General features: G+C 65.8%; 27 protein-coding genes and 1 tRNA gene. 18 read left to right on the top strand and 10 right to left on the bottom strand.

All coding sequences use genetic code 11. From position 1 onward, the window contains the following. Window positions 1-39 precede the first annotated feature (39 nt). A tRNA-Trp gene (locus tag BMI87_RS10860) sits at window positions 40-115 on the bottom strand. A 163-nt stretch (window positions 116-278) separates the two neighbouring features. On the opposite strand from BMI87_RS10860, the gene BMI87_RS10865 reads away from it, so the two are divergent. Next, complete coding sequence (locus BMI87_RS10865; protein ID WP_078521344.1) at window positions 279-839, top strand: type 1 glutamine amidotransferase domain-containing protein; 561 nt, start codon at window positions 279-281, stop codon at window positions 837-839. A 10-nt stretch (window positions 840-849) separates the two neighbouring features. Here BMI87_RS10865 and BMI87_RS10870 read toward each other — a convergent pair whose 3' ends face one another. The 4 genes from BMI87_RS10870 to tuf all read right to left on the bottom strand — a co-directional run bounded on the left by BMI87_RS10870 (window position 850) and on the right by tuf (window position 4,892). After that, complete coding sequence (locus BMI87_RS10870; RefSeq protein WP_078521346.1) at window positions 850-1,836, bottom strand: zinc transporter ZntB; 987 nt, start codon at window positions 1,834-1,836, stop codon at window positions 850-852. A gap of 70 nt (window positions 1,837-1,906) precedes the next feature. Then, the gene (locus BMI87_RS10875; RefSeq protein WP_078521348.1) at window positions 1,907-2,575 is read right to left on the bottom strand and encodes a CatB-related O-acetyltransferase; all 669 of its coding nucleotides are present in this window, start codon (window positions 2,573-2,575) and stop codon (window positions 1,907-1,909) included. A gap of 123 nt (window positions 2,576-2,698) precedes the next feature. After that, window positions 2,699-3,574 carry an alpha/beta fold hydrolase gene (locus BMI87_RS10880; RefSeq protein ID WP_108722450.1) on the bottom strand — a complete coding sequence of 292 codons (876 nt, stop codon included), beginning with the start codon at window positions 3,572-3,574 and terminating at the stop codon, window positions 2,699-2,701. A gap of 142 nt (window positions 3,575-3,716) precedes the next feature. Beyond that, a complete protein-coding gene (tuf, locus tag BMI87_RS10885) occupies window positions 3,717-4,892 on the bottom strand; it encodes an elongation factor Tu (RefSeq protein WP_078521352.1) in 1,176 nt (391 codons plus the stop codon). Window positions 4,893-5,059: 167 nt separating this feature from the next. On the opposite strand from tuf, the gene BMI87_RS10890 reads away from it, so the two are divergent. Then, window positions 5,060-6,433, top strand: a complete 1,374-nt coding sequence (locus BMI87_RS10890) for a cytochrome P450 (protein ID WP_078521354.1) — start codon at window positions 5,060-5,062, stop codon at window positions 6,431-6,433. Between the two features lie 132 nt (window positions 6,434-6,565). Here BMI87_RS10890 and parC read toward each other — a convergent pair whose 3' ends face one another. Continuing rightward, the gene (parC, locus tag BMI87_RS10895) at window positions 6,566-8,794 is read right to left on the bottom strand and encodes a DNA topoisomerase IV subunit A (RefSeq protein WP_078521356.1); all 2,229 of its coding nucleotides are present in this window, start codon (window positions 8,792-8,794) and stop codon (window positions 6,566-6,568) included. 168 nt (window positions 8,795-8,962) lie between these two features. Between parC and BMI87_RS10900 the strand changes: the two genes are divergently transcribed. The 4 genes from BMI87_RS10900 to BMI87_RS10915 all read left to right on the top strand — a co-directional run bounded on the left by BMI87_RS10900 (window position 8,963) and on the right by BMI87_RS10915 (window position 11,288). Then, window positions 8,963-9,490, top strand: coding sequence for an SH3 domain-containing protein (locus BMI87_RS10900; RefSeq protein WP_078542599.1), 528 nt, complete (start codon window positions 8,963-8,965; stop codon window positions 9,488-9,490). Between the two features lie 121 nt (window positions 9,491-9,611). Further along, a complete protein-coding gene (locus BMI87_RS10905) occupies window positions 9,612-10,451 on the top strand; it encodes an SDR family NAD(P)-dependent oxidoreductase (protein ID WP_078521360.1) in 840 nt (279 codons plus the stop codon). Between the two features lie 61 nt (window positions 10,452-10,512). Then, window positions 10,513-10,716, top strand: coding sequence for a twin transmembrane helix small protein (locus BMI87_RS10910; protein ID WP_078521361.1), 204 nt, complete (start codon window positions 10,513-10,515; stop codon window positions 10,714-10,716). Then, window positions 10,716-11,288, top strand: coding sequence for a cob(I)yrinic acid a,c-diamide adenosyltransferase (locus tag BMI87_RS10915; protein ID WP_078521362.1), 573 nt, complete (start codon window positions 10,716-10,718; stop codon window positions 11,286-11,288). Before BMI87_RS10910 ends, BMI87_RS10915 begins: the two co-directional genes overlap by 1 nt. Window positions 11,289-11,355: 67 nt before the next feature. On the opposite strand, the gene BMI87_RS10920 is transcribed toward BMI87_RS10915, so the two are convergent. Beyond that, window positions 11,356-13,545, bottom strand: a complete 2,190-nt coding sequence (locus BMI87_RS10920) for a primosomal protein N' (protein WP_078521659.1) — start codon at window positions 13,543-13,545, stop codon at window positions 11,356-11,358. Between the two features lie 137 nt (window positions 13,546-13,682). Here BMI87_RS10920 and fsa point away from each other — a divergent pair, with 137 nt between their 5' ends. The 5 genes from fsa (at window position 13,683) to BMI87_RS10945 (ending at window position 17,370) form a co-directional block, all read left to right on the top strand. After that, a complete protein-coding gene (gene fsa, locus BMI87_RS10925; protein WP_078521364.1) occupies window positions 13,683-14,333 on the top strand; it encodes a fructose-6-phosphate aldolase in 651 nt (216 codons plus the stop codon). Between the two features lie 143 nt (window positions 14,334-14,476). After that, on the top strand, window positions 14,477-15,181 hold the full coding sequence (locus BMI87_RS10930) for a DUF484 family protein (protein ID WP_078521366.1): 705 nt from the start codon (window positions 14,477-14,479) through the stop codon (window positions 15,179-15,181). Continuing rightward, window positions 15,181-16,101, top strand: a complete 921-nt coding sequence (locus tag BMI87_RS10935) for a tyrosine recombinase XerC (RefSeq protein ID WP_078521368.1) — start codon at window positions 15,181-15,183, stop codon at window positions 16,099-16,101. The genes BMI87_RS10930 and BMI87_RS10935 overlap by 1 nt, the downstream gene beginning before the upstream one ends. Window positions 16,102-16,143: 42 nt before the next feature. Beyond that, window positions 16,144-16,836, top strand: coding sequence for a phosphatidylcholine/phosphatidylserine synthase (locus BMI87_RS10940; RefSeq protein WP_146681580.1), 693 nt, complete (start codon window positions 16,144-16,146; stop codon window positions 16,834-16,836). Window positions 16,837-16,887: 51 nt separating this feature from the next. Then, window positions 16,888-17,370: a hypothetical protein gene (locus BMI87_RS10945; protein WP_078521372.1), complete on the top strand. Its 483-nt coding sequence runs from the start codon at window positions 16,888-16,890 to the stop codon at window positions 17,368-17,370. Window positions 17,371-17,374: 4 nt separating this feature from the next. Here the strand turns inward: BMI87_RS10945 and BMI87_RS10950 are convergent, their stop codons facing one another. Further along, complete coding sequence (locus BMI87_RS10950; protein WP_078521661.1) at window positions 17,375-18,211, bottom strand: DMT family transporter; 837 nt, start codon at window positions 18,209-18,211, stop codon at window positions 17,375-17,377. A gap of 142 nt (window positions 18,212-18,353) precedes the next feature. Between BMI87_RS10950 and truA the strand changes: the two genes are divergently transcribed. Next, window positions 18,354-19,121 carry a tRNA pseudouridine(38-40) synthase TruA gene (gene truA, locus BMI87_RS10955; protein ID WP_078521663.1) on the top strand — a complete coding sequence of 256 codons (768 nt, stop codon included), beginning with the start codon at window positions 18,354-18,356 and terminating at the stop codon, window positions 19,119-19,121. Here truA and BMI87_RS10960 read toward each other — a convergent pair. Next, on the bottom strand, window positions 19,083-21,194 hold the full coding sequence (locus tag BMI87_RS10960) for a polysaccharide biosynthesis protein (protein ID WP_078521374.1): 2,112 nt from the start codon (window positions 21,192-21,194) through the stop codon (window positions 19,083-19,085). The genes truA and BMI87_RS10960 overlap by 39 nt on opposite strands. Further along, window positions 21,191-21,808: a sugar transferase gene (locus BMI87_RS10965; RefSeq protein ID WP_078521375.1), complete on the bottom strand. Its 618-nt coding sequence runs from the start codon at window positions 21,806-21,808 to the stop codon at window positions 21,191-21,193. Before BMI87_RS10965 ends, BMI87_RS10960 begins: the two co-directional genes overlap by 4 nt. A gap of 196 nt (window positions 21,809-22,004) precedes the next feature. Here BMI87_RS10965 and BMI87_RS10970 point away from each other — a divergent pair, with 196 nt between their 5' ends. The 6 genes from BMI87_RS10970 to BMI87_RS10995 all read left to right on the top strand — a co-directional run bounded on the left by BMI87_RS10970 (window position 22,005) and on the right by BMI87_RS10995 (window position 25,562). Beyond that, complete coding sequence (locus BMI87_RS10970) at window positions 22,005-22,871, top strand: branched-chain amino acid aminotransferase (RefSeq protein WP_078521377.1); 867 nt, start codon at window positions 22,005-22,007, stop codon at window positions 22,869-22,871. 74 nt (window positions 22,872-22,945) lie between these two features. Beyond that, window positions 22,946-23,401, top strand: coding sequence for a universal stress protein (locus tag BMI87_RS10975; RefSeq protein ID WP_078521378.1), 456 nt, complete (start codon window positions 22,946-22,948; stop codon window positions 23,399-23,401). A gap of 3 nt (window positions 23,402-23,404) precedes the next feature. After that, window positions 23,405-23,863 carry a DUF2267 domain-containing protein gene (locus BMI87_RS10980; RefSeq protein WP_078521380.1) on the top strand — a complete coding sequence of 153 codons (459 nt, stop codon included), beginning with the start codon at window positions 23,405-23,407 and terminating at the stop codon, window positions 23,861-23,863. A gap of 70 nt (window positions 23,864-23,933) precedes the next feature. Continuing rightward, window positions 23,934-24,494 (top strand): NifU family protein, encoded by a 561-nt coding sequence (locus tag BMI87_RS10985; protein WP_078521382.1) that lies wholly within the window; start codon window positions 23,934-23,936, stop codon window positions 24,492-24,494. Further along, on the top strand, window positions 24,487-25,137 hold the full coding sequence (gene tsaB / locus BMI87_RS10990) for a tRNA (adenosine(37)-N6)-threonylcarbamoyltransferase complex dimerization subunit type 1 TsaB (protein WP_078521384.1): 651 nt from the start codon (window positions 24,487-24,489) through the stop codon (window positions 25,135-25,137). Before BMI87_RS10985 ends, tsaB begins: the two co-directional genes overlap by 8 nt. Beyond that, window positions 25,137-25,562, top strand: a complete 426-nt coding sequence (locus tag BMI87_RS10995; RefSeq protein WP_078521386.1) for a GNAT family N-acetyltransferase — start codon at window positions 25,137-25,139, stop codon at window positions 25,560-25,562. The genes tsaB and BMI87_RS10995 overlap by 1 nt, the downstream gene beginning before the upstream one ends. Window positions 25,563-25,638 lie beyond the last annotated feature (76 nt).

Consider the following 25,638-nt stretch of genomic DNA (forward strand, 5'->3'; position numbering starts at 1 on the left):
GAACGTTACGCGAACAAACGTAAATTTTCAGGAAACGGCTGGCAGGGGCAGAGGGACTCGAACCCGCGACCCTCGGTTTTGGAGACCGATGCTCTACCAACTGAGCTATACCCCTAGGCCGTGGCGTGGGTGCTAAAGTCTCACGCGACCGAAATCAAGTGCCTTTCCACCGATCTTTCGCATTTCCCCGCCGAAGAAATCGCCGTGGAACGCATGCCGGGCGCAGATCGTTTTTCTTCCGAACCTGCGCAAACTGCGCCTCAAGGAAAGGAAAGCAAATGCCCAAGATTTCCGAAGCCCGCATTCTGATCATGGCTACCGACGGTTTCGAGCAAGCCGAATTGACCGTTCCGCGCGACAAGCTGACCGAGGCCGGCGCGAAAATCGACCTCGCCTCGCTCAATGGCGAAGACATTCGCGGCTGGGACGAGACCGACTGGGGCGAGACCGTTTCGGTCCAATGCAAGATCTCCGACGTCGTCGCCTCCAACTACGATGCGATCGTTCTCCCCGGCGGTCAGATCAATCCCGACCTTCTTCGCGTCGAGAAAAGCGCGCTGGACCTGCTGCGCAGCTTCTACGACCAAGGCAAAGTCGTCGCCGCGATCTGCCACGCGCCATGGCTCCTGATCGAGACCGGCATCGCCAAGGGGCGCAAGATGACCTCGTATCATTCGGTGCGCACCGATGTCGAAAACGCCGGCGGCGACTGGGTGAACGAATCCGTGGTGTCCGACAATGGCGTCGTCACATCGCGCAACCCGAACGATCTGGAAGATTTCGTCGCCAAGATCATCGAGGAAGTGCAGGAAGGCCGCCACATGCGCGAGGCCGCCTGATCGCGCGCGACTACCGCTTCCTGCGCTTCGAATAGAGGCGCAGGAGGCCCATGACCATCAACTGCGCGGCGACAATCACCACGCAGACGACCACCAGATAATCGAACGCATTGTCGGAGTTCAGCCCCGGCATCCCGCCAATGTTGACCCCGAACAGACCGGTAAGAAACCCGAGCGGCAGGAAGATCGTGGAGACGACCGACAGGACGAAGGTGTTGCGGTTGACCCGGTCAGAGAGTTGGCTCGACAGTTCTTCGCGGAGCACCTGCGCTTGATCGCGCAGCTCGTCCATATCTTCCGAAATCCGCGTCATCTTCAGCGCTTCTTCCTCGATCTCGCGCCGCGTGACCTCGTCGATGATCGGGCTCGCCGCCTGTGTCAGACGGATCAACGCCTCGCGTTGCGGCGCGAGGTAACGCCGCGCCGCGATCACCTGCAGCCTCAAATCCAGAACGTCGCGGCGCATGTGATCGGCCTGCCCGCCATAGACCTGATCTTCCAACGCCTCGGCACGCTCGTCCAACTCGGTCTGGAACACCCCGATATTGCCGACGATATCCTCGGTCAGTCGCACGAGGAAGGTCCCCGCATCGCTGGGCCCTTTGCCGTCGCGGATCGCCGCGTTCATCCCTTCGATCGCGCGCACCCGCTTGCGTGAAATCGTCAGGATGCGCTGCCGGTCGAGATACATCCGCAGCGAGACCATATCCTCGGGGTCTTCGCCCTCGTTGAAGTTGATCGCGCGCAGGATCACCAGAAGCCCCTCGCCGATCTGACTCATCCGCGGGCGCGTATCGACGTCGAGCAACGCCTCCACCGCCTGCGGGTCGAGGTAATCCAGCTCCTCGCGAATCCAGCGCTGTGCCTGCGGATGCGTCCCGTCCAGATGCGCCCAGGCGAGCCGCTCGTCCCGCAACGCCTCGACGATGTCGGCGGGCCCGTCGGGATCGGGCGCACCCGTCAGGATATGCGAGAAGAGGATCGGGCTGTTGGTCATTCGGGCTCCGGGAGAAATCGTAGCGTTGCCCAGAGCCTAGCGTCGTTGCGCGCAGCGGCAAGCCTCTCGCTCAAGGCGCGTGTTCGGCCAGCGCCGCCACATCCCCTGCCTCCAGCGCGGGCAACGCCCTCTGGATCGCCTCCACCGGCAAGTCCCACCACGCCAGATCGAGCAATCGTGCAATCTCATCGGGGCTGAACCGGGACCGCACCACGCGCGCCGGATTGCCCGCGACGATTGCAAAGGGCGGCACATCCTGCGCGACAACCGAGCCAGCCGCCACGATCGCCCCCGCCCCGATGTGCACACCGGGCATCACCATCGTGTTGAAGCCGAGCCAGACATCCGGCCCGATCACGGTGTCGCCGATCGCGGCATTCTCCTCGAGATATTTCCCGGCCGTCTCCATGTCGAAAATCCGAAACGGATAGGTGGTGATCCCGCCCATCGGATGATTGGCCGAGGCGGTGATGAAGCGCACCCCATGCGCGATCTGCGCGAAGGGCCCGATCACCAGCCGCTCGGGGCAGCCGGGATAAAGGTAGGGCGCAAGCTCCGCCGCCGCGTCCGTCACGGGGGCAAGCGGGCTGTAATAGGCATAGCGACCGACCTCGATATTGGGATGATCGATCACCGCCTGCAGGAACACGGTCGGTTCATGCGGCGTGCCATCGGGCAGAAGAACGGGATTACGGGTATCGGGCGCAGGAAAGCGCCGCGGCAGCGGATGGGCAGACATGGAGAGACCTCTCTCGATCAGAGTTTCAGGGAAACGGGATCAGAAAAGGGTCTTGTCCATCGGAGCCTCCATCATGCGCTTCATCAGTCTAGCGCAAGCGACGGGGCCGCGCCAGCCGCCCGCTTACAGCTTGCGCGCAAGCCAGCCCTTCACCGCCTCCGCGATCTGCTCCGCCGCCTCCGGGTCGAGGTGGAAATGGTGGTCGCCCGCGATCTCGTTGCTCTCGTAATCGGCGATGAGCTCGCCCCCCCACTGCGCCAGCTCCGCCGTGCCCTCGCGCTGCGCCCGGATCCCGTCCCCGGCCCAGATGTTAAGGACCGGCGCCCGGATCGCCCGCAGCACCGCCTCCACATCGTCGCGGTCGAGCTTCACCGCCGAGCTCGCGAACAGCCGCCGGTCGCCGCGCAGATGCCAGCCCTCCGGACCTTCTTCCAGCGCACGCTCCGCCAGCGCCTCGGCCACCGCGCGCGCATTGCCCTGCCCCGCGCGGCGCGCGATATAGTCCTCACGCGTCGGGAAACTGCGCGCGGGCCGCGCCGCCTGCGTTGGCACCTCGGTCAGATAGGCGCGCAGGGTTGTGACGAAATCCTGCGCCACCGGCTCGGGGACCAGCGAATCGAGCGCGATGACCCCGCGCACCCGCTCCGGCATCGCCGCCGCCAGCAGCGCCGAGATATTGGCGCCGCGCGAATGGCCCAGCAGCACGCAGTCCTCCCAGCCCAGAGCGTCGAGCACCCGCTGGATCTGCGGCAGGTCGTCCCAGATATTGTAGCTCGCATGGGCCGCGCGATGCCCGCTCAGGCCCTGCCCGCTCAGATCGAGCGCGACGACGTGGCAACCCTCGAGCCGCGGCGCGAGCGCGGCAAAGCTGTCCGCATGATCCATCCAGCCATGCAGTGCCAAGACCGGAAGACCGTCCTCGGGCCCCCAGGCCCGCCCAGAGATCCGCAGCCCGTCCACATCCCAATGGCACTCGCGTGCCGCAGTTGCCTCTGCCATGTCCCGCATCCTCCCCCATGGTCCGCCCGCAGAAGACCTAGCGCGACATGCCCGCAATTACGACCACCCGCACAGGCCCTTCACGCAAAGCAAAAGGGCCGCCCAACCGGGCGGCCCTTCGCAAATCGCTATGATCCGAGGATCACGCGATGATTTTGGAGACGACGCCGGCGCCGACGGTGCGGCCACCTTCGCGGATTGCGAAGCGCAGACCGTCTTCCATCGCGATCGGAGCGATCAGTTCGACTTCGAACTTCAGGTTGTCGCCCGGCATGACCATCTCGGTGCCCTCGGGAAGGGTCACGGTGCCGGTCACGTCCGTCGTGCGGAAGTAGAACTGCGGACGGTAGTTCGCGAAGAACGGGGTGTGACGGCCACCTTCCTCTTTGGTGAGGATGTAGGCTTCTGCCTCGAACTTGGTGTGCGGCTTCACCGAACCCGGCTTACACAGAACCTGACCACGCTCGACGCCGTCACGGTCCACACCGCGCAGCAGCGCGCCGATGTTGTCGCCAGCTTCACCACGGTCCAGCAGCTTGCGGAACATCTCGACGCCCGTGCAGGTCGTCTTCGAGGTGTCGCGGATACCCACGATTTCCAGTTCGTCGCCGACGTTGATCACGCCACGCTCGACGCGGCCGGTCACAACCGGACCACGGCCCGAGATCGAGAACACGTCTTCGATCGGCATCAGGAAGGGCTGGTCCACGGCGCGCTCCGGCGTCGGGATGTAGCTGTCGACAGCTTCCATCAGCGCACGGATCGAGTTCTCGCCGATTTCCGGATCACGGCCTTCCATCGCGGCCAGAGCCGAACCCTTGACGATCGGGATATCGTCGCCGGGGAAGTCGTAGGACGACAGAAGTTCGCGAACTTCCATTTCCACGAGCTCGAGCAGCTCCTCGTCGTCGACCTGGTCAACCTTGTTCAGGTACACGACCATCGCCGGGATGCCGACCTGACGGCCGAGCAGGATGTGCTCGCGGGTCTGCGGCATCGGGCCGTCAGCTGCGTTCACAACCAGGATCGCGCCGTCCATCTGCGCTGCACCCGTGATCATGTTCTTCACGTAGTCGGCGTGGCCGGGGCAGTCGACGTGCGCGTAGTGACGCGACTCGGTCTCGTATTCCACGTGCGCGGTCGAGATCGTGATCCCGCGGGCCTTCTCTTCCGGCGCGCCGTCGATCTGGTCATACGCGCGGAAATCACCGAAATACTTCGTGATCGCAGCCGTCAGCGTCGTCTTGCCGTGGTCAACGTGGCCAATCGTGCCGATGTTGACGTGCGGTTTGTTACGTTCAAACTTTTCCTTTGCCATCTCGCGGGGCGCCTCTGGTTAGGGGGCCGCTAGCAGCGAGCCCGAGTCAATATCGCGCGCTACCTATTGCGCTGGCGGGGAAAAATCAAGCCCGGAATGCAGGGTTTCCCCTGTCTGTGTTCGCGGTTTCCCTTGGGCGGCGACCGGCGCCGCACTACCATCTCTCCATGGATTACGCTGCGACAGACGACACCCACCGCCTTCCGGCCCGCGCGCCCCTTGCCGAGCATCCGCTGGGCATCTTCGCGAGCTTCCGCGCTGCGCGGCGCAACCTGTTGGAAATCATACCGGAACTGGCGACCCATGCGCCGATCATCTCGGGCAATACCGGGGCGCGCTGGCATATGGTGATGGACCCCGACAGCCTGCGCCACATCCTCAAGACGCGCGTCGAGGATTATCCGAAATCGGTGGTGACCAAACTCATTCTCGGCCCTGCCGTTGGGGAAGGGCTGTTCGTCGCAGAAGGGGCCGAATGGCGCTGGCAGCGCCGCGCCGCCTCTCCGGTCTTCGCCGCGCGCAACATGGAGGCGCTCGCCCCCGTCATGGGCGCCGCAGCGGAGGCCTCTGCCGCACGTATCAGCATCGCCGCCGATACCGGCCGCGCGGTGGACCTGCATCAGGAAATGGTGGCCGCGACCTTCGAGGTGATCTCGGACGTGACCTTCTCGGGCGACGAGGGCTTCGACCGTGCCGCGATCCATCGGGCGATCGACGCCTATATCGCGCAGACGGCGAAGGTGTCGCTTCTGGATCTCTTCGCCCTGCCCGCCTGGGTGCCGCGCCCGCATCGGGTGATCTCCTCAGGCGTCGTGCGCGACCTCAAGCGCCATGCCGACCGCGCGATCGAGGCCCGGCGCGCGGGCGAGGCGAAAGCTGTGCCCGACCTTCTGGACCTGCTCGATGGCGCGCAGGACCCCGAAACCGGCCGCGAGATGAGCCCCGCCGAGCTGCGCGACAACCTGCTGACCTTCATCGTCGCAGGCCACGAGACGACCGCGCTGACGCTCGCCTGGGCGCTCTATCTCTGCGCCTTCGACCCGGAGGTGCAGGAGGCCGCCCGCAGCGAGGCGCAGGCCGCGCTTGGCGCGCGCGCAGCGACCGTCGACGACCTCCCCCGCATGCCCCTCATCGCGCAGATCGTGAACGAGAGCCTGCGCCTCTACCCGCCTGCGGGCTTCCTGTCGCGCACGGCGCGCAAACCCGACACGCTTCTGGGGCGCGAGGTGCGCGCGGGCGACACGGTGATGCTGCCGATCTACGCGCTCCACCGCCACCACGCGCTGTGGGACGACCCGCATGCCTTCCGCCCGGACCGTTTCGCCAATCCGACGCATGACCGCTTCGCCTTCCTGCCCTTCGGGGCCGGGCCGCGGATCTGCATCGGCGCAGGCTTCGCGATGCAGGAGGCGCAGATCATCCTCGCCACGCTCCTCGCCCGGTTCCGCTTCACCGCCGTGCCGGGGCGCGAGCCTGTGCCGGAGATGATCCTGACCACGCGCCCAAAGGGCGGCATCTGGCTGACAGCGGAGCGCGCGTGACGGGCGAGAGCAAACACTCACCCTTCGCCTTGGCGAAAATATCCCGGGGGTGAATTGCCCGACAGGGCAAGAGGGGGCAGCGTCCCCTGCCGGATCGCCCGGGCCTGCCCGGACGATCCCTCAGGCAAAGCCTCAGGTGAACCTGTTATCCCGCGGGAAGCCACGCGGCGCCATACGGCCCGCCGAGGCCCGCTTGCCGGTCCATTCGGCGAGATCGGTCTCGGTCCGGGTGCGGCCAGCCGGGTCCTTCCAGCTCAGACCATCGGCCAGGGTGAAGGTCTTCGCATCGCTCAGCCCCCCATCCTTGTATTTCTGCAGCCGGACGCCCTTGCCGCGCGCCATTTCGGGCAGTTCTTCCAGCGGGAAGACCAGCAGCTTGCGGTTCTGACCGACGCAGGCAACCGTGTCGCCGTCGATCTTCGAGCAGACGGTGGTTTTCGCCGCGCCCTTCATGTTCAGAACCTGCTTGCCCGATTTAGTCTGCGCCACGAGCTCCTCGCCCGGACAGACGAAGCCGTCGCCATCCGAGGAGGCCAGCAGGTATTTCTCGCCCGCCTTCGGCAGCAGCAGATGCGTCACCTCCGCCTCGTTGGGCAGATCGACCATCAGCCGCAGCGGCTCGCCCATGCCGCGCCCGCCGGGCAGATTCGCGCCCAGCACGGTATAGGCACGACCGTTCGAGCCCATCGCGACGATCCGGTCCGTGGTCTCGGCATGCATGGCGAACATCGGCCCGTCGCCATCCTTGAACTTCACCTCGGCATCGAGCGCGTTGTGGCCCTTCATCGCCCGGATCCAGCCCATCTTCGACAGGATCACGGTGATCGGCTCACGCTCGATCATCGCCTCGATCGGCACTTCCTCGACCTCGCCGGCCTCGGCGAAGCCGGTGCGTCGCGCGCCGCCCTCGGCATTGCGGCCGAATTTCTTGTCGATGTCTTTCAGCTCACCGCCGATCGTCTTCCATTGCAGTTTTTCGGAAGCGAGTAAGTCTTCCAGCCCCGAGCGCTCCTCGATCAGCGCATCACGCTCACGCTTGAGCTCCATTTCCTCGAGCTTGCGCAGACTGCGCAGGCGCATGTTGAGGATCGCTTCGGCCTGCACGTCGGACAGCTCGAACTCGGCCATCAGCATCGCCTTGGGCTCGTCCTCGTAGCGGATGATCTCGATCACCCGGTCGAGGTTCAGGAAGGCGATGATGTAGCCTTCGAGCACTTCGAGACGCGCATCGATCTTGTCCATCCGGTGCTGCGAGCGGCGCAGCAGCACCTCGCGCCGGTGATCGAGGAAGGCGCGCAGCACCTCCTTGAGCGAGCAGACCTTCGGCACCCGCCCGTCGATCAGCACGTTCATGTTGAGCGAGAACCGGACCTCCAGATCGGAGTTCTTGAACAGCATCCCCATCAGCATCTCAGGCTCGACGGTGCGCGATTTCGGCTCGAGCACGATGCGGATATCGTCGGCGCTCTCGTCGCGCACATCGGCCAGCGCGGGTACCTTGCGGGTCTGGATGACCTCGGCCAGACGCTCGATCAGCTTGGATTTCTGCACCTGATAGGGGATCTCGGTCACGACGATCTGCCATTGACCGCGACCCAGCTCCTCCTTCTCCCAACGCGCCCGCAGGCGGAACGCGCCGCGGCCCGTGCGATAGGCGTCGCGGACATTCTCGGGCGGCTCGACCAGCACACCGCCGGTCGGGAAATCGGGGCCGGGGATATGCTCGACCAGCTCGTCATCGGTGATGCCGGGGCGCTTTATCATCTCCAAAAGCGCCTCGACCAGCTCGCCGAGATTGTGCGGCGGGATGTTCGTGGCCATGCCGACCGCGATGCCGCTTGCGCCATTGGCCAGCAGATTCGGGAAGGCGGCGGGCAGCACGACCGGCTCGGTCAGCGTGCCGTCGTAGTTCGGGCGGTAATCGACTGCGTCTTCGGCAAGACCTTGCAAAAGCGCCTCGGACGGAGAGGCAAGACGCGCCTCGGTGTAACGCGAAGCTGCCGGGTTATCGCCGTCGATATTGCCGAAATTGCCCTGCCCGTCGACGAGCTTGTAGCGCATCGCGAAATCCTGCGCGAGACGCGCCATCGCGTCGTAGATCGCGGCATCGCCATGGGGGTGGTAGTTCCCCATCACGTCGCCCGAGATTTTCGCGGATTTCCGGAAACCGCCGGTCGGCGACAGCTTCAGCTCGCGCATCGCGAAGAGGATGCGCCGATGCACCGGCTTCAACCCGTCGCGCGCATCGGGCAGCGCCCGGTGCATAATCGTCGAGAGCGCATAGGTCAGATAGCGCTCGCCGATCGCGCGGCTCAGCGGTTCGGAACTGGTGGAGAGGGGATTTTCTTCGTCACTGCTCATGCGGATTTACTAAAGCCGCGCCCGATCCCGGTCCAGCGGGAAAAGCAGGAATAGGAATTTCCATGGAACTTTTCCCCCGTCGGCGGAATTTCACCGACCTAGAGCAGAGAGAATCGTGTTAATATTTTCACGCTTCCCCAGCTGCCAATCGGAATCAGGGGGTTGATCATGGGCAAGTTGTTGCTGACCACTTTGGCGGGTATTTACGCCGTTATGGCCATCGCCGGACGCGACGTTCCCGGGAACGTCGAACAGGCCTCTGCGGCCACGTCGAATGACACCGTACAGGTCTCACGCGCCGCGAGCGATAATCAAGAGCTTTCGGCCAGCGAAGCTCCTCAAATTGTCGCGAAGGCTGCCGCCGCATCGCAAGCCAACACGCCGAAGATCGAGAAAGCCTCGTTGATCACCCGCGTCACGCCGAACGCGCGGATGCCGGGCCCCGAGCTCAAACCGTCGCCGGAATATCGCGACACCTCGGCGCCGAAAGTCGAGGGCGGCACGCTCTGGAGCGTGTCTGCCAATGCGCTCAACGTGCGCTCCGGCCCGTCCACCAGCGACAGCGTGATCGACCGCGTCCGCAAGAACGACGAAGTGCTCGTCGTGGCCGAAATCGGCGGTTGGGCGAATGTAAAGATCGAGGGCGACGGCACCGAAGGCTGGGTCTCGAAGAAGTACCTGCGCCCGGCAAATTGACCTAAAGCGGCCTGCCAGCCGCTAAAATCTTGCCTTTTCAAATGGCTCGAAATACCCCCGTCGGAGGCAAATCTCCGGCGGGTTTTTCTTTGCGCTGCCGGATCAGAGGGAAGGCGCGCGCATGGCCAAGACGATCCTTATCACTGGATGCTCCTCGGGCATCGGCTATGACGCGGCCCACGGGCTTAAAGCCGCGGGCTGGAAAGTCTTCGCCACCTGCCGCCGTGAAGAGGATTGCGAGCGCCTGCGCTCCGAAGGGCTGATCTCCTTCCAACTCGACGTGGCCGATCCCGAAAGCATCGAGGCTGGCTTCAACGAGGCACTGGCGCGCGGGCACGGTCGGCTCGACGCGCTCTACAACAACGCAGCCTTCGCCTGCCCCGGCGCTGCGGAGGACATCCCCCCCGGCGCGCTGCGCGAGATTTTCGAGACCAACCTGTTCGGCCTGCACGACCTGACGACCCGCGCGATCAAGGTGATGCGCGCGCAGGGCGACAATGGCGAGGGGCGCATCCTGCAATGCTCCTCGGTGCTGGGCTTCGTCGGGCTGAAATGGCGCGCGGCCTATGCCTCGACGAAATTCGCGCTGGAAGGGCTGACCGATGTGATGCGGCTCGAGATGGCCGATACGAATATCAAGATCGTGCTGATCCAGCCCGGCCCGATCACCTCGAAAATCCGGGTCAATTCGATCCCGCCTTTCGAGAAATGGGTGGATTGGGAGAACTCCGCCCGCCGCGCGCAATACGAGGGAAGTCTGCTCAAGCGCCTCTACCAAAGCCGCGGCAAGCCCGACACGTTCGAACTGCCCCCCTCCGAGGTGACCAAGGCGATCCTCAAGGCGCTCGAGGCCCCGAACCCGAAGCCGCGCTACAAGATCACCACGCCGACCAAGGCAATCAGCGTCGTGCGCCGCTTCCTGCCGGACCGGATGCTCGACTGGGTGCTGGACAAGGGCTGAAAATCCTTTCGCATTTTCGTGATCTCCAGCTATGTCTTGAGCCCAGAGGGAGAGAGACTACATGCGCAACGACCCGTTATTTTATGTCGTCGCTCTGGCGAGTTTGGCGGTTCTGGTGATCTTGATGATCGGCATCGCGGGCTTCGGACGCGGGGGCGATTTCAACAAGAAACATGCCAACAAGCTGATGCGGTTGCGCATTGCCGCCCAGGCGGTCGCGATCGCGCTGATCCTGTTGTTCGTTTATCTTAGAAGGGGTGGCTGATGGTCGTTCTCAATCGCATCTACACGCGCACCGGCGATGCCGGGGAAACCGCGCTCTCGAACGGGGTGCGTGTCGCCAAACATTCCGCGCGCGTGACCGCCTATGGCACCGTGGACGAGCTGAATGCGACCGTGGGCATTGCGCGCCTGCATGCAGATGAGGCGCTGCAAAAGCAGCTCTCCGTGATCCAGAACGACCTCTTCGATCTGGGCGCCGATCTGGCGCGGCCCGATATGGAGCATGACGACGAGGCGGGCTACCCGGTCCTGCGCATGGTCGAGTCCCAGGTGACCCGGCTCGAGACCGAGATCGACGCGATGAACAAGAAGTTGGAGCCGCTGCGCAGCTTCATCCTGCCCGGCGGCACGCCGCTTGCCGCGCACCTTCACATGTCGCGCACCGTGGCGCGCCGCGCCGAGCGTGAAACCGTCTCGCTGGCCGCAATCGAAGGTGTGAACGAATGGGCGGTGAAATATCTCAACCGCCTGTCCGACTGGTTCTTCGTCGCAGCCCGGATCGCGAATGACGACGGCAAGGACGATGTGTTGTGGGTTCCCGGAGCGAACCGCTGACGAAGTCAGTGGCGGGGCTTCCGGTGGAAGCACCGGCGAAGGGAAGGGGAAGCCGCTAAGCGCCTCCCTATAGGAAGCTCTGCGGATCGATATCGACCGCGAGCCGCGCATTCGTCGGCAGCTTCAGCCCCTTGAGCCAAGCCTTGAGCGCGCCCTGTAGCGGCGCGCTTTTCTCTGCCTTCACCAAGAGCCGCACCCGATGCCGCCCACGCACCCGCGCGATCGGCGCAGGCGCCGGCCCGAAGACCTGCGCCCCGATCCGGCGAAGCGCGGCATCGTTGCGCGCGAGGTGGTTGCCCACCTCAAACAGCGGCTGCAAATCCGGCCCCGACAGGATGATCCCCGCCATCCGCCCGTAAGGCGGCACACCCTGCGCCTGCCGCGCGGCGGCCTCCTGCGCCCAGAACGCCTCCTCGTCGCCGCCCAGAATCGCGCGGATCACCGGATGCTCGGGCTGATAGGTCTGCAATAGCGCCGCGCCCTTCTCCTCGGCGCGGCCAGCCCGGCCCGCCACCTGCCGCATCAGCTGGAACGTCTTCTCCGCCGCGCGCAGGTCCGACCCCTGCAGCCCCAGATCAGCATCGATCACCCCCACCAGCGTCAGCCGCGGGAAGTTATGCCCCTTCGCCACGATCTGCGTGCCGATGATGATATCCGCCTCGCCCTGCGCGATCTCCGCGATCTTCTCCTTCAGCGCGCGGGCCGAGCCGAACAGGTCCGAGGACAGCACCGCCAGACGCGCCTCGGGGAAGCGCTCCGCGACTTCCTCGGCCAGCCGCTCCACCCCCGGCCCGACGGGTGCCAACTTGCCCTCCACCTCGCAGCTCGGACATTTCACCGGGATCGGCTTGGTCTCGCCGCATTGGTGGCAGACGAGCCGCTTGAGGAAACGGTGCTCCACCATCCGCGCGTCGCAATGGTCGCAGCCGATCTGATGCCCGCAGGCGCGGCAGATCGTGACCGGCGCATAGCCGCGACGGTTGAGAAACAGCATCGCCTGCTGCCCCTCGGCAACCCGCGCCAGAACCTCCTTCACCAGCGTCGGCCCGATCCAATGCGCGCTCTCGATCGCCTCGTCGCGCATGTCGATCGTGCCCATCTCGGGCAGTTCCGCCGTGCCGAACCGCGCGCCCAGATCGAGCCGTTGATATTTCCCGGCCTCTGCATTCGCCCATGTCTCGAGGCTTGGCGTCGCCGAGGCCAGCACCACCTGCGCGGAACAGCCCGAGGCGCGCAGCACCGCCATGTCGCGGGCGTTATAGAGAACGCCCTCCTCCTGCTTGTAAGAGCTGTCATGCTCCTCATCGACCACGATCAGCCCCAGATCGCGGAACGGCAGGAACAGCGCCGAGCGCGCGCCGACGACAAGCTGCACCTCGCCCGCACCGCAGGCCTTCCACAGCCTGCGCCGCTCGCTCTGCGTGACGCCGGAATGCCATTCGCCGGGACGCGCGCCGAACCGCGCCTCGACCCGCGAGAGAAATTCCGAACTCAGCGCGATCTCGGGCAGCAGCACCAAAGCCTGCCGCCCCTTGCGCAGACATTCCGCGACCGCCTCCAGATAGACCTCCGTCTTGCCCGAGCCGGTCACGCCCTTCAGAAGCGTCGTCGAATAAGCCCCGGAGCCCGCGCGTAAAGCCTCCGCCGCCGTGGTCTGTGCCTCCGACAGCGCCTTGCCGGGCCGCGCCGGATCGAGCCGCGGGAACGGCTGATCGCGCGGCACCTCCGCCTCGATCAGCGCGCCGGTCTTCACCAGCCCTTTGACCACCTGCGTCGTCACCCCGGCCAGATGCGCCAGCTCGCTGAGGTAGAAGCCCGCACCGCCATGCTCTTCCAGCAGCTCCAGCACCCGCGCCCGCGCATCGGTCATCCGCGACGGCTCCCGATCACCCAGCCGGTAAATCGTTCGCATCCCCGGCGGGTCGCCCAAGCCCGGCGCCCGCGTCGCAAGCCGCAGCACCTGCGGGAGCGGCGTCATCGTGTATTCCGCCATCCGCTCCAAAAACACCCGCAGCTCGTCGCGCATCGGCGGCACGTCGAAGACCCGGTTCACCGCGCGCAGCTTGGCGGCGTCGAAACCGCCCTCGCCCGGTCCCCAGACCACGCCCAGCACTTTGCGCGGCCCCAGCGGCGCCTCGACGAAAGCCCCGTTGTAGCAGCCACCCTCCGGCGCGCGATAATCGAGCGGGCGCCCGATCGGCTCCGCCGTCAGTACCGCGACCCGCGCGCCCTCTTCGAACCAACCGGGTTCAGACATCGCCATGCCTTCCAACTGCACTAAATATCCCGGGGAGCGGCGAAGCCGCGGGGCGGAGCCCCCGTCCTGCTGCGACCTCTTTCGCCGTCGCCACTTTTGCGCTAACACGCTCGCGACTGCTGCCAAGGAGAGCTGCCATGAAATTCTTCGTCGATACCGCCGACACCGCCGCGATCAAGGAACTCAACGATCTGGGCATGGTCGATGGCGTGACCACCAACCCGTCGCTGATCCTTAAATCGGGCCGCGACATTCTCGAAGTCACCAAGGAAATCTGCGACATGGTCCACGGGCCGGTCTCGGCCGAAGTCGTGGCCACCGAAGCCAAGGACATGATCGAAGAAGGTATGAAGCTCGCCAAGATCGCCCCCAATATCGCGATCAAGGTTCCGCTGACCTGGGACGGCCTGACCGCTTGCAAGGCTTTCGCATCCGAAGGCCACATGGTCAATGTCACGCTGTGCTTCTCGACCGCGCAGGCGATCCTCGCCGCGAAGGCGGGCGCGACCTTCATCTCGCCCTTCATCGGCCGTCTCGACGACATCAACCTCGACGGGATGCAGCTGATCGAGGACATCCGCACGGTCTATGACAACTACGACTTCACGACCCAGATCCTCGCCGCGTCGATCCGTTCGGTGAACCACATCAGCGACGCTGCCCGCATCGGCGCCGACGTGATCACCGCACCGCCGGCGGTCATCAAGTCGATGGTCAACCACCCGCTGACCGATAAGGGTCTGGCCCAGTTCCTCAAGGACTGGGAAGCGACCGGCCAGAAGATCTGATCTTCTCGCGTGAGTCCGATACAGCAAAGGCCCGCCTCTCCGGCGGGCCTTTTTCGTCGAACGGGCCGATTTTTTCGACTGCGTCGCGGGGCGCATCGTGTATGCTTGGAAAAAATGATGCATCGACCAGCGACGAGACAGGCATGACCGAACCGGCCCTCGTGGAGCAACTCCGCGACAAGATCATTTCCGACCCTGACGTGATTCTCGAGGACCGCGACCTGATGCGGGCGCTGATCGCTGCGAACGAGGCCGCGATGGGCGGCAATATCGTCGATCTGCGCGGCGCGGCCATGTCCCGGCTCGAGGCGCGGCTCGACCGGCTGGAAGACACCCACCGGTCTGTCATCGCGGCGGCCTATGAGAACCTCGCGGGCACGAACCAGATTCACCGCGCGGTGCTGCGGATGCTCGACCCGCATGACTTCCAGTCCTTCCTGTCCAACCTCGCGACCGAAGTGGCCGAGATCCTGCGCGTCGACGCGGTGCGCCTCGTGCTGGAAAGCCACCAGAACGAGAACGACCCGGCGCTGCGCCAGCTGGGCGAGGTGCTCTGCGTGGCCGAACCCGGCTTCATCACCGAATACATGCGCGGCGGGCGTGGCGGGCAACCGCGACAGGTCGTGCTGCGCCAGACCGTGCCGGGCTCCGAGGCGATCTTCGGCGAGACGGCGAACTGGGTGCGCTCCGAGGCGCTGATGCAACTCGATCTGGGCGAAGGCCGCCTGCCCGGCATGCTGGTCATGGCCGCCGAGGACCCGCATCAGTTCAAACCGTCGCAAGGCACCGACCTTCTGGCCTTCTTCGCAGGCGTATTCGAACGCACGATGCGCCGCTGGCTGGATTGATGGCGGAGCCGTCCGCAGGGTTGCAAGACGCGCTCGCCGAATGGCTGAGCCATTTGCGCGGGCTGCGCGACGCCTCCGATCACACTATCACCGCCTACCGGCACGACGTGGCGAGCTTCTTGGGTTTTCTGCAAACCCATCATGGCGAGAGCCTGGGCACCGCCCGGATCGCAGAACTTGGCCCCTCCGATATGCGGGCCTGGATGGCGCATGAACGCGGCCGAGAGGTCTCGTCGCGCTCGCTCGCCCGCGCGCTTTCTTCGGTGAAAAGCTTCATCCGCTGGCTCGCCGATCGCGACGGGTTCGACGCGAGCCATATTCTCTCGACCCGCAGCCCGAAATATCAGCGCAAACTGCCGCGCCCGCTGAACGAGGACGCCGCGGCCGGGATGATCGAACAGGTCGACACGCAGGCGATGGAACCGTGGATCGCCGCGCGCGACGCCGCCGTGCTGACCCTGCTTTATGGCTGCGGGCTGCGAATCTCCGAAGCGCTCGCCCTACGCGCCGAGGCTCATCCTCTGCCCGAGGTGCTGCGCATCCGCGGCAAGGGCGACAAGGAGCGGCTTGTGCCGGTCGTGCCCGCCGCCCGCGAGGCGGTCGCGGAGTACATGCGCCTGTGCCCCTACCCCGCCGAGCCGGATGCGCCCTTGTTCTACGGCGCACGCGGAAAGCCGCTCAATCCGCGCATGATTTCCAAGGCGATGGAGCGGGCGCGCATGTCGCTGGGCCTGCCCTCCACGGCGACCCCGCACGCGATGCGCCACAGTTTCGCGACGCATTTGCTGGCGGCCGGCGGCGACCTGCGCGCCATTCAGGAACTGCTGGGCCATGCGAGCCTCGGCACGACCCAAATCTACACCGCCGTCGATGCCGCGCGGCTGATGGAAATCTACGACAAGAGCCATCCGCGCGCCTGAAGTTCGCTTGCCCCTGCGTCGCAAATCCGGCATCACGGGCAGATGGATATCCGCATCAAAGCCCTGTTCGTTCACCTCCTCACCGCCACCGGCGCCGTGCTGTCGATGCTCGCGCTTCTCGCGGCTGCGGAGGGCGAATGGGCGCTGATGTTCCTCTGGCTCGTCACCGCATTCTTCGTCGACGGGATCGATGGCCCGCTCGCGCGGCGCTATGATGTGAAGGCGAATTTCCCGCTTTATGACGGCGTCCTGATGGACCTGATCATCGACTATCTGACCTATGTCTTCATCCCCGCCTTCGCGCTGTTCCAGTCGAGCCTGCTGCCGGGATGGACGGGCTGGCTCGCGATCATCGCGATCACCTATGGCAGCGTCGTCTATTTCTCCGACACCCGGATGAAGACGAAGGACAACTCGTTCCAGGGCTTCCCGGGCGCGTGGAACATGCTGGTGCTGGTGCTGTTCGCGCTCAAGCCCGGCTATTGGACGATCCTTCTCGTCGTCGTGGCGCTCGCCATCGCGATGTTCCTGCCCCTCAAGTTCATTCACCCGGTGCGCACGAAGCGCTGGCGCGTAGTCTCCTTGCCGATGGCGCTTTTGTGGACGTTCTTCGCGGGCTGGGCCGCATGGGTCGACTTCGATCCGGCAAGCTGGGCGCATTGGGGGCTGGTCGTCACGTCCATCTACCTGCTGCTCGTCGGCATCGTGCAACAAATCGTTCCCGAAAGACGTTGATCCTGCGGTGGCCGTACCGGCTACCCGCACCAACATCTTTCAGGAGGCCACATGCGTCGTACTCTCGCGCTCCTCGTTCTCGCCCTCTCCGGGCACGCGGCTATCGCCGCGCCGGACTACCTCGACGACCGCTCGACCCCCGCGGCGCTGGTCCGCTCGCTCTACAATGCGATTTCGCTGCAACAATATGCCCGCGCCTGGAGCTATTTCGCCGATGCCGAAAAGGAGCGCGATTACGCGGATTTCGCGAAAGGCTATGCCGATACCGCGGCGGCTTCGGTCACGGTCGGCCCGGTGACATCGGAAGGCGCGGCGGGCTCGATTTACACTACGCTCGGGGTGACGGTGACGGCGCGGACCACCGATGGCAATACCGAAAGCTTCGGTGGTTGCTACGTCGTCCGCCAGATTCAGCCCGCAATCCAAGAGCCACCTTTCACACCCCTTCAGATCGAAGACGGGCATCTCGTGCCGCGGCCCGCGGACGACGCCATGCCGAGCAGCTGCGACGCGCAAGGCAAGCCGCAATTCTGAGCGCTCAGACCCGCGTCAGCACCACGCCCGAGACGATCAGCAGCGCCGCCAGCGCCTTCGTCATCCGCATCTTCTCGCCGAAGACGAGCCAGCCGATCAGCACCGCGAACAGGATCGAAGTCTCGCGCAGGGTCGCGACCAGCGCGATCGGCGCGCGGGTCATCGCCCAGATCGAGATCGCATAGGCCGCATAGGAAGCCGCTGCCCCTAGCGTCGCGATCCCCCATTCGCGTGGCGCGGCGCGCAACATCGCGGTCCCGCGCAGCCCGACCATGCCCGTCGCGAAGAACACGCCGCCCAGCACCATGATCCATCCGACATAGCCCACGGGCTCGCCCGAGATGCGCGCACCCATCCCGTCGACCAGCGTATAGCTCGCGGTCGCCAGCGCGGAGCCCAGCGCATAGGGCAGCAGGCGGCGGCTTTCGCCATCGGTGAACACGCCGCGCGCCATCAGGGCGATTCCGAGCCCCAGCACCGCGATCCCCGCATATTCGAGCCCGCTGATCGCATCGATCGCCAGCGCAGCAGAGACGATCGCCACCATCATCGGCGCGGTTCCGCGCGCGATCGGGTAGACCCGGCTCAGATCGCCCTGCTCATAGGCATGGGCGAGGAAGAACTTGTAGCCGAAATGGATCACCCCCGCGGCGAGGATCCAGCCCAGCGCGGCGCTGTCCGGCAAGGGGCGCGACAAAGCCACGACAAGCCCGATCAGAGCCTCGGCAATGGACAGCATCACCATGGCGCGGATTTTCGAGCCGCCCAGGCGGATCAGCGCATTCCACAGGGCATGCAGGAAGGCCGCGCCCAGCACCGCCGCCATGATCGTCAAACTCATATCCGCGCCCTTCTCTGCCCGACCGGCCATCGGTAGCTCCGGGTCATGACGAGGGCAAGCCGCCCCGTGCAGGGGTCCGCAATCGCGGCGCATGGCCGGGAGGGGATTGCGAAACGGGGCGCGCTCGGGCTATGGCCGCTCCATGCCGAGATACGCGTTCAAAATCGAATATGACGGGGGGCCCTTTGCCGGGTGGCAGCGTCAGGCCGACCAGCCTTCGGTGCAGGGCGCGGTCGAGGCGGCTTTGGCGAAGCTCGAACCCGGCCCCCATACGATCGCGGCGGCTGGTCGCACCGATGCGGGCGTTCACGCCACTGGGCAGGTCGCCCATGCCGATCTGACGAAGGATTGGGACCCGTTCCGGCTGTCGGAGGCGCTGAATTATCACCTGCGCCCCGCGCCGGTCGCGATCCTCGCCTGCGCCCGGGTCGAAGACGAATTCCACTCCCGGTTTTCTGCACTAGAGCGGCGCTACCTGTTCCGGCTCGTGCAACGCCGCGCGCCGGTGACCCATGATCGCGGGCTGGTCTGGCAGGTGCTCAACCCGCTCGATATCGAGGCGATGCGCGAAGGGGCCGCGCATCTGATCGGGCATCATGACTTCACCACTTTCCGCTCGACCATGTGCCAGTCGAACTCTCCAGTTAAAACGCTCGACGAGATCCGGATCGAGTCGCTCGACATCCCGCATGGGCGCGAGGTCCGGTTTCATTTGCGCGCGCGCAGCTTCCTGCACAATCAGGTCCGCTCGATCGTCGGCACGCTGGAGCGCGTCGGCGCCGGATCCTGGCCGCCCGAGCGCGTGGGCGAAGCGCTCGCCGCGCGCGACCGCGCCGCTTGCGGACCGGTCTGCCCGCCGCAGGGCCTCTATCTAAGCGCGGTCGGCTATCCCCACGATCCTTTCGCCTGACGCGACCCGAGCGCCCGGCGGGGCGGGACGCATTGGCGTTGGCAGGGCGATGCCGCGCGTCTGAGCGAGAGCGAAGCTCCGGCCCTCTGTCACGGAACACGCGACCCGGCTTCCAGGCGTTCCATCTTGCCAGCACATCTCGCTATCGGCCGGCTCGATATCGCGTTCTTCCGCACTTGGTGCGCTGAACGCCTCACCTAGACATGGCGCGGGGACTTGGCTCTCCTCGCCGCGCAGCCGTGACATGAGCGCCTCCAGCCGCTCCCGGCAACGCTGCGCCACAGCCACATCTAGATCACGCAGAAGCAGGGCGGTCCCGCGCTCCGAGAGGTGGGCCACGGCGGCATGCCTGATCTTCGGATGCGCGGTCGCGCGGCTATGCGCGCCGGTCACGGGTGCCTCGTGCAACTTCTCCCCCCTCCGCAAACCGATCCGCAACAACTCGATCTCGCCGTCTGGACAGTCTGGCCCGCGCAGCCGTAACCCGCGCGCCTCGACCATCTGCCGGGCGAGATCGCCGATCCGGATCGGTGCGCCCATATCGAGCGCATAGACCCGCCCCGAGACCTCCCAGCGGCCCGCGATCAGCACGAGCCGCGCCGCTTCGGCGATGGTCATGAAATAGCGTGTGGCGTCAGGATCGGTGAGCGTGATCGGGCCGCCTTGGGCGATCTGCCGCTCGAAGATCGGCACGACCGATCCAGACGAGCCGATCACATTGCCGAAGCGCACGATCGAGAAAACCGTCGCGCCCACGCGGGTCGCAAGATCCTGCACCACCAGCTCGGCCATTCGTTTCGACGCGCCCATGACCGAGCTCGGTGCAATCGCCTTGTCGCTGGAAATCAGCACGAACCGCGCAACTTTCGCCGCCCGCGCGCCCCGTGCGAGGCAGACCGTGGCGGTGACGTTATTCGCGAATCCGGAAAGCGGGTTTTCTTCCACGAGCGCGACGTGCTTGTAAGCGGCGGCGTGGAACACAGCGTCGATCGCCTCGCGTGCGAAGATCTCCCGCACCAGCGCCGCGTCCCCGGCGGAGCCGAGCCGGGTGACGAGATCGACACCCGCGCGGGCGGCGAGCGGCGTCAGGTCGGACAGTAGAGCGAACAGCGCGGGTTCCGAGAGTTCGAGCAGGACGAGTTTCGTCGGGCCACAGGCGAGAATCTGACGACAAAGCTCTGCCCCGATGGAGCCGCCCGCCCCCGAGATGAGCACGGATTTTCCGCAGTAGAACTCCGCCTCGGGCGGGTCGCCCCCGGTGATCTCGCAGCGGCCCAGCCAACGCTCGGGGCGCACCGGTTCGAGCCGCGCGGCAAGATCCGCGCCGCCGACCAGCAGGGCGAAATCCGGCAGCGCCTCGCAGCGCAATCCACGGCGCGAGAGGTCACGCGCCAGCGCGGCCTTGCGCGGCTCGGGCAGGCGCGGATCGGCGAGGACGACGCGATCGACATTGAACTTGCGGATCAGCGCCTTGCGCGCCGCGGGACCCAGAACCGGCACCCCGTCCAACGTCGCGCCGCGCAAAACCGGGCTGTCGTCGAGATAGGCGCAGGTCAAGAACCCGGATCGGTCGCGCAACGCCCGTGCCAACGCGATCCCCTCCGGCGTCGCACCGTAGATCGCGATGCGCGAGACGACGTTCGAGCGTCGATAAAGCCGTCCCGTCAGCGCCAGAAGCGCCCGGCGCTGGACCACGATGCCCGATAGAAACGCGCAACCGAAGAAGAGCGCAGTGCCGCCACCCTGCCATCCGAGGCCGACCCAGAGGGTCAGTGCAAGAAGGCAGGAGAGGACGACCGACTTTCCCGCCCCCAGCATGGCGAAGTCCTTCAGGGGCAGGCGCGCCAAGCCGGTGCCAAGGCTTGCCACCGCGGCGAGACCGCTCCCGATCAGGACCAGGAGCCAGGCATTCTCCCCGAGGCTCCAGCGGCTCAAGGCACGCGTGAGTTGCAACACCAACGCAAGGCACGCCATCGCGAGCAGCGCATCGAGCGTCGCGATGACAGCCGCCTTGCGCGGGCGCGACAGCGCGATCAGGCGCGTCGCGATCTTGTCGGTTAGCGCTTCCCTCACGCGATCCCTCCGCGCAGAGTTTGCCAGATCAGCGCAAGATCGAGCCGCCACGAGGCCTGTCTTTGGTAAAGCAGATCGAGCCGGGCTTTCTCGGGGACGCAAGCCTGATCGTAGATTCGTCGCGCTTCTTCGGCTGTCCGACATCGCGCCAGCAGACGCGCCTCTTTTTGTGCGAACTGCACGCTCGCGAGCCCGGTGATCCCCGGGGGGCTTGCGAGCACCTGCGCGTAGAGCTGCGGGAAACGCGCAACCACCTCGCGCAGCGGAGGGCGCGGTCCGACGAAGCTCATATCGCCGCGAAGTACGTTCCAGATTTGCGGCAACTCATCCGCGTGGCACCGGCGCAGGATCTGCCCAAGCGGGGTGATCCGCGCGCGCTTATGCCCGGCGGTGATGCCGTGATCGCCCGCCTCCGCCTCCATCGTGCGGAACTTCCACATCTGAAAGCTGCGCGTGGGACTGTGCATCCGTTCGCCGCCGTAGAACCACGGTCGCCCCTGCACCAGTGCAACCGCCAACCAGACCAGCACGATCAGCGGCAAGACCACGGGCAGCGCCAGCACCGCCAGCGTCAGATCGAAGAGACGTTTACGCCTGCGCCGGGCCGGGGTCATGCCAAATCTCCAGTTACGGGTAGCCACAAGGGGCGAAACTTCCGCAAGCCTAGGCAGGTCGCGGTTGCCATGCGGTTAACGCTCAACCGCACCGAGACGCGACCGGACCTTACGACACCTGACACCGATACAATCGGTCGTATGGACTTCGCGAGGCGCGAGTGGTTGGATCGCGCCCGATACGAAGGAGGCACCGATGGCATTCGGCAAAAACATCCGCACATGGTTCGAAGGCGCATGGCACGAGGGCGATATCGCCGTCATGCGCGCCGCCGATCACGGGCTTTGGCAAGGCAGCTCGGTCTTTGACGGGGCGCGGCTTTTCGACGGGGTCGTCCCCGATCTCGACGCGCATTGCGCGCGCACCAACCGCTCCGCCGAGGCGCTGATGATCACGCCGACCCTCGCCGCCGAGGAGATTGTCGAGATTGCGCGCGAAGGCCTGCGGAAATACGACAAGGGTACTGCCGTCTACGTGCGCCCGATGTATTGGGCGATTGCGGGGTCCGATCTGGGCGTGGCGCCGAAGCCCGGCGAAACCGGATTCGCGCTCTGCCTCGAAGAGGTGGCGATGCCCGATCCCGGCAAGTCGACGACGCTGACCACCACGCAATTCCGCCGTCCCGTTCTGGCCGATAACGTCACGGATGCGAAGGCGGGCTGCCTCTATCCGAACAACGCCCGGATGCTGGTCGAGGCGCAGCGCAAGGGCTTCGGCAACGCGCTCGTGCAGGATGCGATGGGCAATGTCGCCGAAAGCGCGACCGCGAATGTCTGGATGGTGAAGGATGGCGAGTATTTCACGCCCATGCCGAACGGCACCTTCCTCGCGGGGCTCACGCGCAAGCGGATCATGGGCCTGCTGCGCGAGGGCGGCGAGACGGTGCATGAAGCGGTGCTGACGCTCTACGATTTCCGCAATGCCGACGAGGTCTTCCTGACCGGCAACTTCGCCAAGGTCACCCCGGTCGCGGGCTTCGACGATGTCAGCTACACGCCCGGCAAGGGCACGCAGCGGGCGCGCGAGGCCTATATGGACTGGGCGCAAGGGTCACCGCTTTGAGCCTCGACACCCCCGCGGTTGCCAAAGACCTCGCGCCGGGCGATGATCCACGAACACCCCGTCCCGGAGGAGCCATGCGCAAGTTTCTGGTTGTGCTCGACGATACCCGCGAATGCCTCAACGCGATGCGTTTCGCGGCGATGCGCGCGAACCATACCGGCGGCGGCGTGATCATCCTGTCCGTGATCCCGCCCGACGAATACCAACACTGGATCGGCGTGGCCGAGATCATGCGCGAAGAAGCCCGCGAGCGGATCGAGGCGCATTTCGAGGTCTTCGCGAAATGGATGCGCGACCGTCAGGGCGTGGAGCCGGAACTGGTGATCCGCGAGGGCGAGCCCGTGCCCGAGATCATCGCCGTGATGGACGAGCATCCCGAGATCGGCGTGCTTGTCCTCGGTGCAGGCTCCGGCAAAGGCGGCGCGGGGCCGCTGGTCAGCCAGATGGTCAAACAGGCCGGGACGCTACCCTGCCCGCTGACGATCGTGCCGGGCGAGATGTCGAAGGAAAAGCTCGAACAGATCACCTGACCGATGCCGATGCCCTGGACCTATCGCCACGCGCAGAAGGAGTTCGCCTCCTTCCTCGCCGATGCGCGCGATCGGATGGGCCTCGACTCCGACAACATGACCTACACGGCGGTGGAGGGCGTCTTCGTCACCTTCCGTGCACGGCTGCGCCCTGTCGAGGCCATCGCCTTCGCCGATTGCCTGCCTGCGGTGTTGCGCGCGATCTTCCTGTACCACTGGGATGTGATGGCGACGCCGCGCCCGTTCGGCAGCCGGACCGAGATGACCCGCGAAGCGCAAGCGTTGCGCCCGCATCACAACCTGACCCCCGACAACGCCATCGAGGCCACCGCCTTTGCCCTCTGGCGCCACGTCAATCATCGTGACTTCGAGGCCGCTCTCGCGCGGATCGGACCGGAAGCGGAGGCGTTCTGGCGCCCGGAGGTCACCGATCCCGCCCAGATCGCGCCGCGCATCATCTAGCGCATAGCCGCGATTACTTGATTAATTCAGTCGGAAGGCGCATATGAGCGGCAAGCCAAGGAGGCACGCGATGTTTATTCAGACCGAGACGACCCCGAACCCCGCGACGCTGAAATTCCTGCCCGGCCAGACCGTGCTGGAGACCGGCACCGCTGATTTCCCCACCGCCGAGACGGCGGCCAAATCGCCGCTGGCCAAGCGCGTTTTCGCAGTGCCCGGCGTGACCGGCGTGTTCTTCGGCTCGGACTTCGTCACCGTGACGAAAGATGACGCGACCAGCTGGGATCACGCGAAACCGGCGATCCTCGGCGCGATCATGGAGCATTTCCAATCCGGCGCCCCGGTGATCGAAGGCGAAGCCGCGCCCTCGGGCCATGCCGAGCATGACGGCGAGGACGGCGCGATCGTCTCGCAGATCAAGGAACTGCTCGACACCCGCGTGCGCCCGGCCGTGGCGCAGGACGGTGGCGACATCACCTTCCACGGGTTCGAGCGTGGCGTGGTCTACCTGCACATGCAGGGCGCCTGCGCCGGTTGCCCGTCTTCGACGCTGACGCTCAAGATGGGGATCGAGAACCTGCTCAGACACTACATCCCCGAGGTTTCAGAGGTCCGTCCGGTCAATGCCTGATCTGACGCTAGGCTTCGACACATCGGCCGCGCATTGCGCGGCCGCTTTGCTGTCGGGTGATGACTGCCTCGTCGCGCGACACGAGGAAATGGGACGCGGACAGGCCGAACGGCTGATGCCGCTTCTAGAAGAGGTGCTCGCAGAGGCAGGCGTCGGCTGGCGCGACCTGACGCGGATCGGCGTCGGGATCGGACCGGGGAATTTCACCGGCGTCCGCATCGCCGTCTCCGCCGCGCGTGGATTGTCGCTGAGCCTGAGAGCGCCAGCGCTCGGTGTTTCGATCACCGACGCGGCGCAATTCGGCAGCGAAGGTCCGGTGCTTGCCGCCGTCGCAGCGCCGCGCGAACGCGTCTATCTCGAGGGCTTCCGTACCGCACAGGCCATCCCGCTGGATCTGCATGAGCTCGACGCGCTGCCCGAAGGTCTGGCCGAACCCGGACTGACCTGCATTGGCACCGCCGCCGACGAGGTCGCCCAGCGGATCGGCGCCGCCGCCGCGCCCGCCGCTTTCGCCCCCGCCGAAGCCATCGCACGGATCGCAGCCTCTCGCGAATTCATCCCCGGAGAGCGCCCGGCACCGCTCTACCTGCGCGCGGCCGATGCCGCCCCGCCCTCCGACCCGCCGCCGAGGATCCTCGACTGATGCGCGCCGAAGCCCTCGCCGAGCTGCATGCCGCCTGCTTCACCACACCACGCCCGTGGACCGAGGCCGAATTCCGGGATCTGATACGCGGCCCCGGCACCTTCCTGTTGAACGAAAACCGAGGCTTCCTGCTGGGACGCGTCATCGCGGGCGAAGCCGAGCTTCTGACCCTGGCGGTCGACCCGAAAGGCCGCCGCAACGGCACGGGCCGCGCGCTGGTCGAGCGGTTCGCACAGGAAGTCGAGGCGCTTGGGGCCGAAAGCGCCTTCCTCGAAGTCTCCGCCGAGAACGACGCCGCGCGCGCGCTTTATGCCGCGACCGGCTGGAAGGAATCGGGGCGCCGGAAAGGCTATTACCGCAGCCCGGAAGGCGATCGCATCGACGCTCTCGTTCTCACTTTGCCGCTCGCTAGAGCGACAAGCTGACCGTTCAATCAAATTTGTCTTGCGACCTCGCGTCATCCACAACTTGACGCTTGACCCCTTTGGCAAGCTCTGCCCA

This window comes from Thioclava sp. F28-4 (genome assembly GCF_002020045.1).
In the GTDB taxonomy this organism is placed as follows: Bacteria; Pseudomonadota; Alphaproteobacteria; order Rhodobacterales; family Rhodobacteraceae; genus Thioclava; species Thioclava sediminum.

What these genes read in the sequence shown, in the direction of transcription:
- BMI87_RS10865 (WP_078521344.1), top strand. Translation starts at nt 279, where the DNA reads ATGCCCAAGATTTCCGAAGCCCGCATTCTGATCATGGCTACCGACGGT.
- BMI87_RS10870 (WP_078521346.1), bottom strand. Translation starts at nt 1,836, where the DNA reads ATGACCAACAGCCCGATCCTCTTCTCGCATATCCTGACGGGTGCGCCC.
- BMI87_RS10875 (WP_078521348.1), bottom strand. Translation starts at nt 2,575, where the DNA reads ATGTCTGCCCATCCGCTGCCGCGGCGCTTTCCTGCGCCCGATACCCGT.
- BMI87_RS10880 (WP_108722450.1), bottom strand. Translation starts at nt 3,574, where the DNA reads ATGGCAGAGGCAACTGCGGCACGCGAGTGCCATTGGGATGTGGACGGG.
- tuf (WP_078521352.1), bottom strand. Translation starts at nt 4,892, where the DNA reads ATGGCAAAGGAAAAGTTTGAACGTAACAAACCGCACGTCAACATCGGC.
- BMI87_RS10890 (WP_078521354.1), top strand. Translation starts at nt 5,060, where the DNA reads ATGGATTACGCTGCGACAGACGACACCCACCGCCTTCCGGCCCGCGCG.
- parC (WP_078521356.1), bottom strand. Translation starts at nt 8,794, where the DNA reads ATGAGCAGTGACGAAGAAAATCCCCTCTCCACCAGTTCCGAACCGCTG.
- BMI87_RS10900 (WP_078542599.1), top strand. Translation starts at nt 8,963, where the DNA reads ATGGGCAAGTTGTTGCTGACCACTTTGGCGGGTATTTACGCCGTTATG.
- BMI87_RS10905 (WP_078521360.1), top strand. Translation starts at nt 9,612, where the DNA reads ATGGCCAAGACGATCCTTATCACTGGATGCTCCTCGGGCATCGGCTAT.
- BMI87_RS10910 (WP_078521361.1), top strand. Translation starts at nt 10,513, where the DNA reads ATGCGCAACGACCCGTTATTTTATGTCGTCGCTCTGGCGAGTTTGGCG.
- BMI87_RS10915 (WP_078521362.1), top strand. Translation starts at nt 10,716, where the DNA reads ATGGTCGTTCTCAATCGCATCTACACGCGCACCGGCGATGCCGGGGAA.
- BMI87_RS10920 (WP_078521659.1), bottom strand. Translation starts at nt 13,545, where the DNA reads ATGTCTGAACCCGGTTGGTTCGAAGAGGGCGCGCGGGTCGCGGTACTG.
- fsa (WP_078521364.1), top strand. Translation starts at nt 13,683, where the DNA reads ATGAAATTCTTCGTCGATACCGCCGACACCGCCGCGATCAAGGAACTC.
- BMI87_RS10930 (WP_078521366.1), top strand. Translation starts at nt 14,477, where the DNA reads ATGACCGAACCGGCCCTCGTGGAGCAACTCCGCGACAAGATCATTTCC.
- BMI87_RS10935 (WP_078521368.1), top strand. Translation starts at nt 15,181, where the DNA reads ATGGCGGAGCCGTCCGCAGGGTTGCAAGACGCGCTCGCCGAATGGCTG.
- BMI87_RS10940 (WP_146681580.1), top strand. Translation starts at nt 16,144, where the DNA reads ATGGATATCCGCATCAAAGCCCTGTTCGTTCACCTCCTCACCGCCACC.
- BMI87_RS10945 (WP_078521372.1), top strand. Translation starts at nt 16,888, where the DNA reads ATGCGTCGTACTCTCGCGCTCCTCGTTCTCGCCCTCTCCGGGCACGCG.
- BMI87_RS10950 (WP_078521661.1), bottom strand. Translation starts at nt 18,211, where the DNA reads ATGAGTTTGACGATCATGGCGGCGGTGCTGGGCGCGGCCTTCCTGCAT.
- truA (WP_078521663.1), top strand. Translation starts at nt 18,354, where the DNA reads ATGCCGAGATACGCGTTCAAAATCGAATATGACGGGGGGCCCTTTGCC.
- BMI87_RS10965 (WP_078521375.1), bottom strand. Translation starts at nt 21,808, where the DNA reads ATGACCCCGGCCCGGCGCAGGCGTAAACGTCTCTTCGATCTGACGCTG.
- BMI87_RS10970 (WP_078521377.1), top strand. Translation starts at nt 22,005, where the DNA reads ATGGCATTCGGCAAAAACATCCGCACATGGTTCGAAGGCGCATGGCAC.
- BMI87_RS10975 (WP_078521378.1), top strand. Translation starts at nt 22,946, where the DNA reads ATGCGCAAGTTTCTGGTTGTGCTCGACGATACCCGCGAATGCCTCAAC.
- BMI87_RS10980 (WP_078521380.1), top strand. Translation starts at nt 23,405, where the DNA reads ATGCCGATGCCCTGGACCTATCGCCACGCGCAGAAGGAGTTCGCCTCC.
- BMI87_RS10985 (WP_078521382.1), top strand. Translation starts at nt 23,934, where the DNA reads ATGTTTATTCAGACCGAGACGACCCCGAACCCCGCGACGCTGAAATTC.
- tsaB (WP_078521384.1), top strand. Translation starts at nt 24,487, where the DNA reads ATGCCTGATCTGACGCTAGGCTTCGACACATCGGCCGCGCATTGCGCG.
- BMI87_RS10995 (WP_078521386.1), top strand. Translation starts at nt 25,137, where the DNA reads ATGCGCGCCGAAGCCCTCGCCGAGCTGCATGCCGCCTGCTTCACCACA.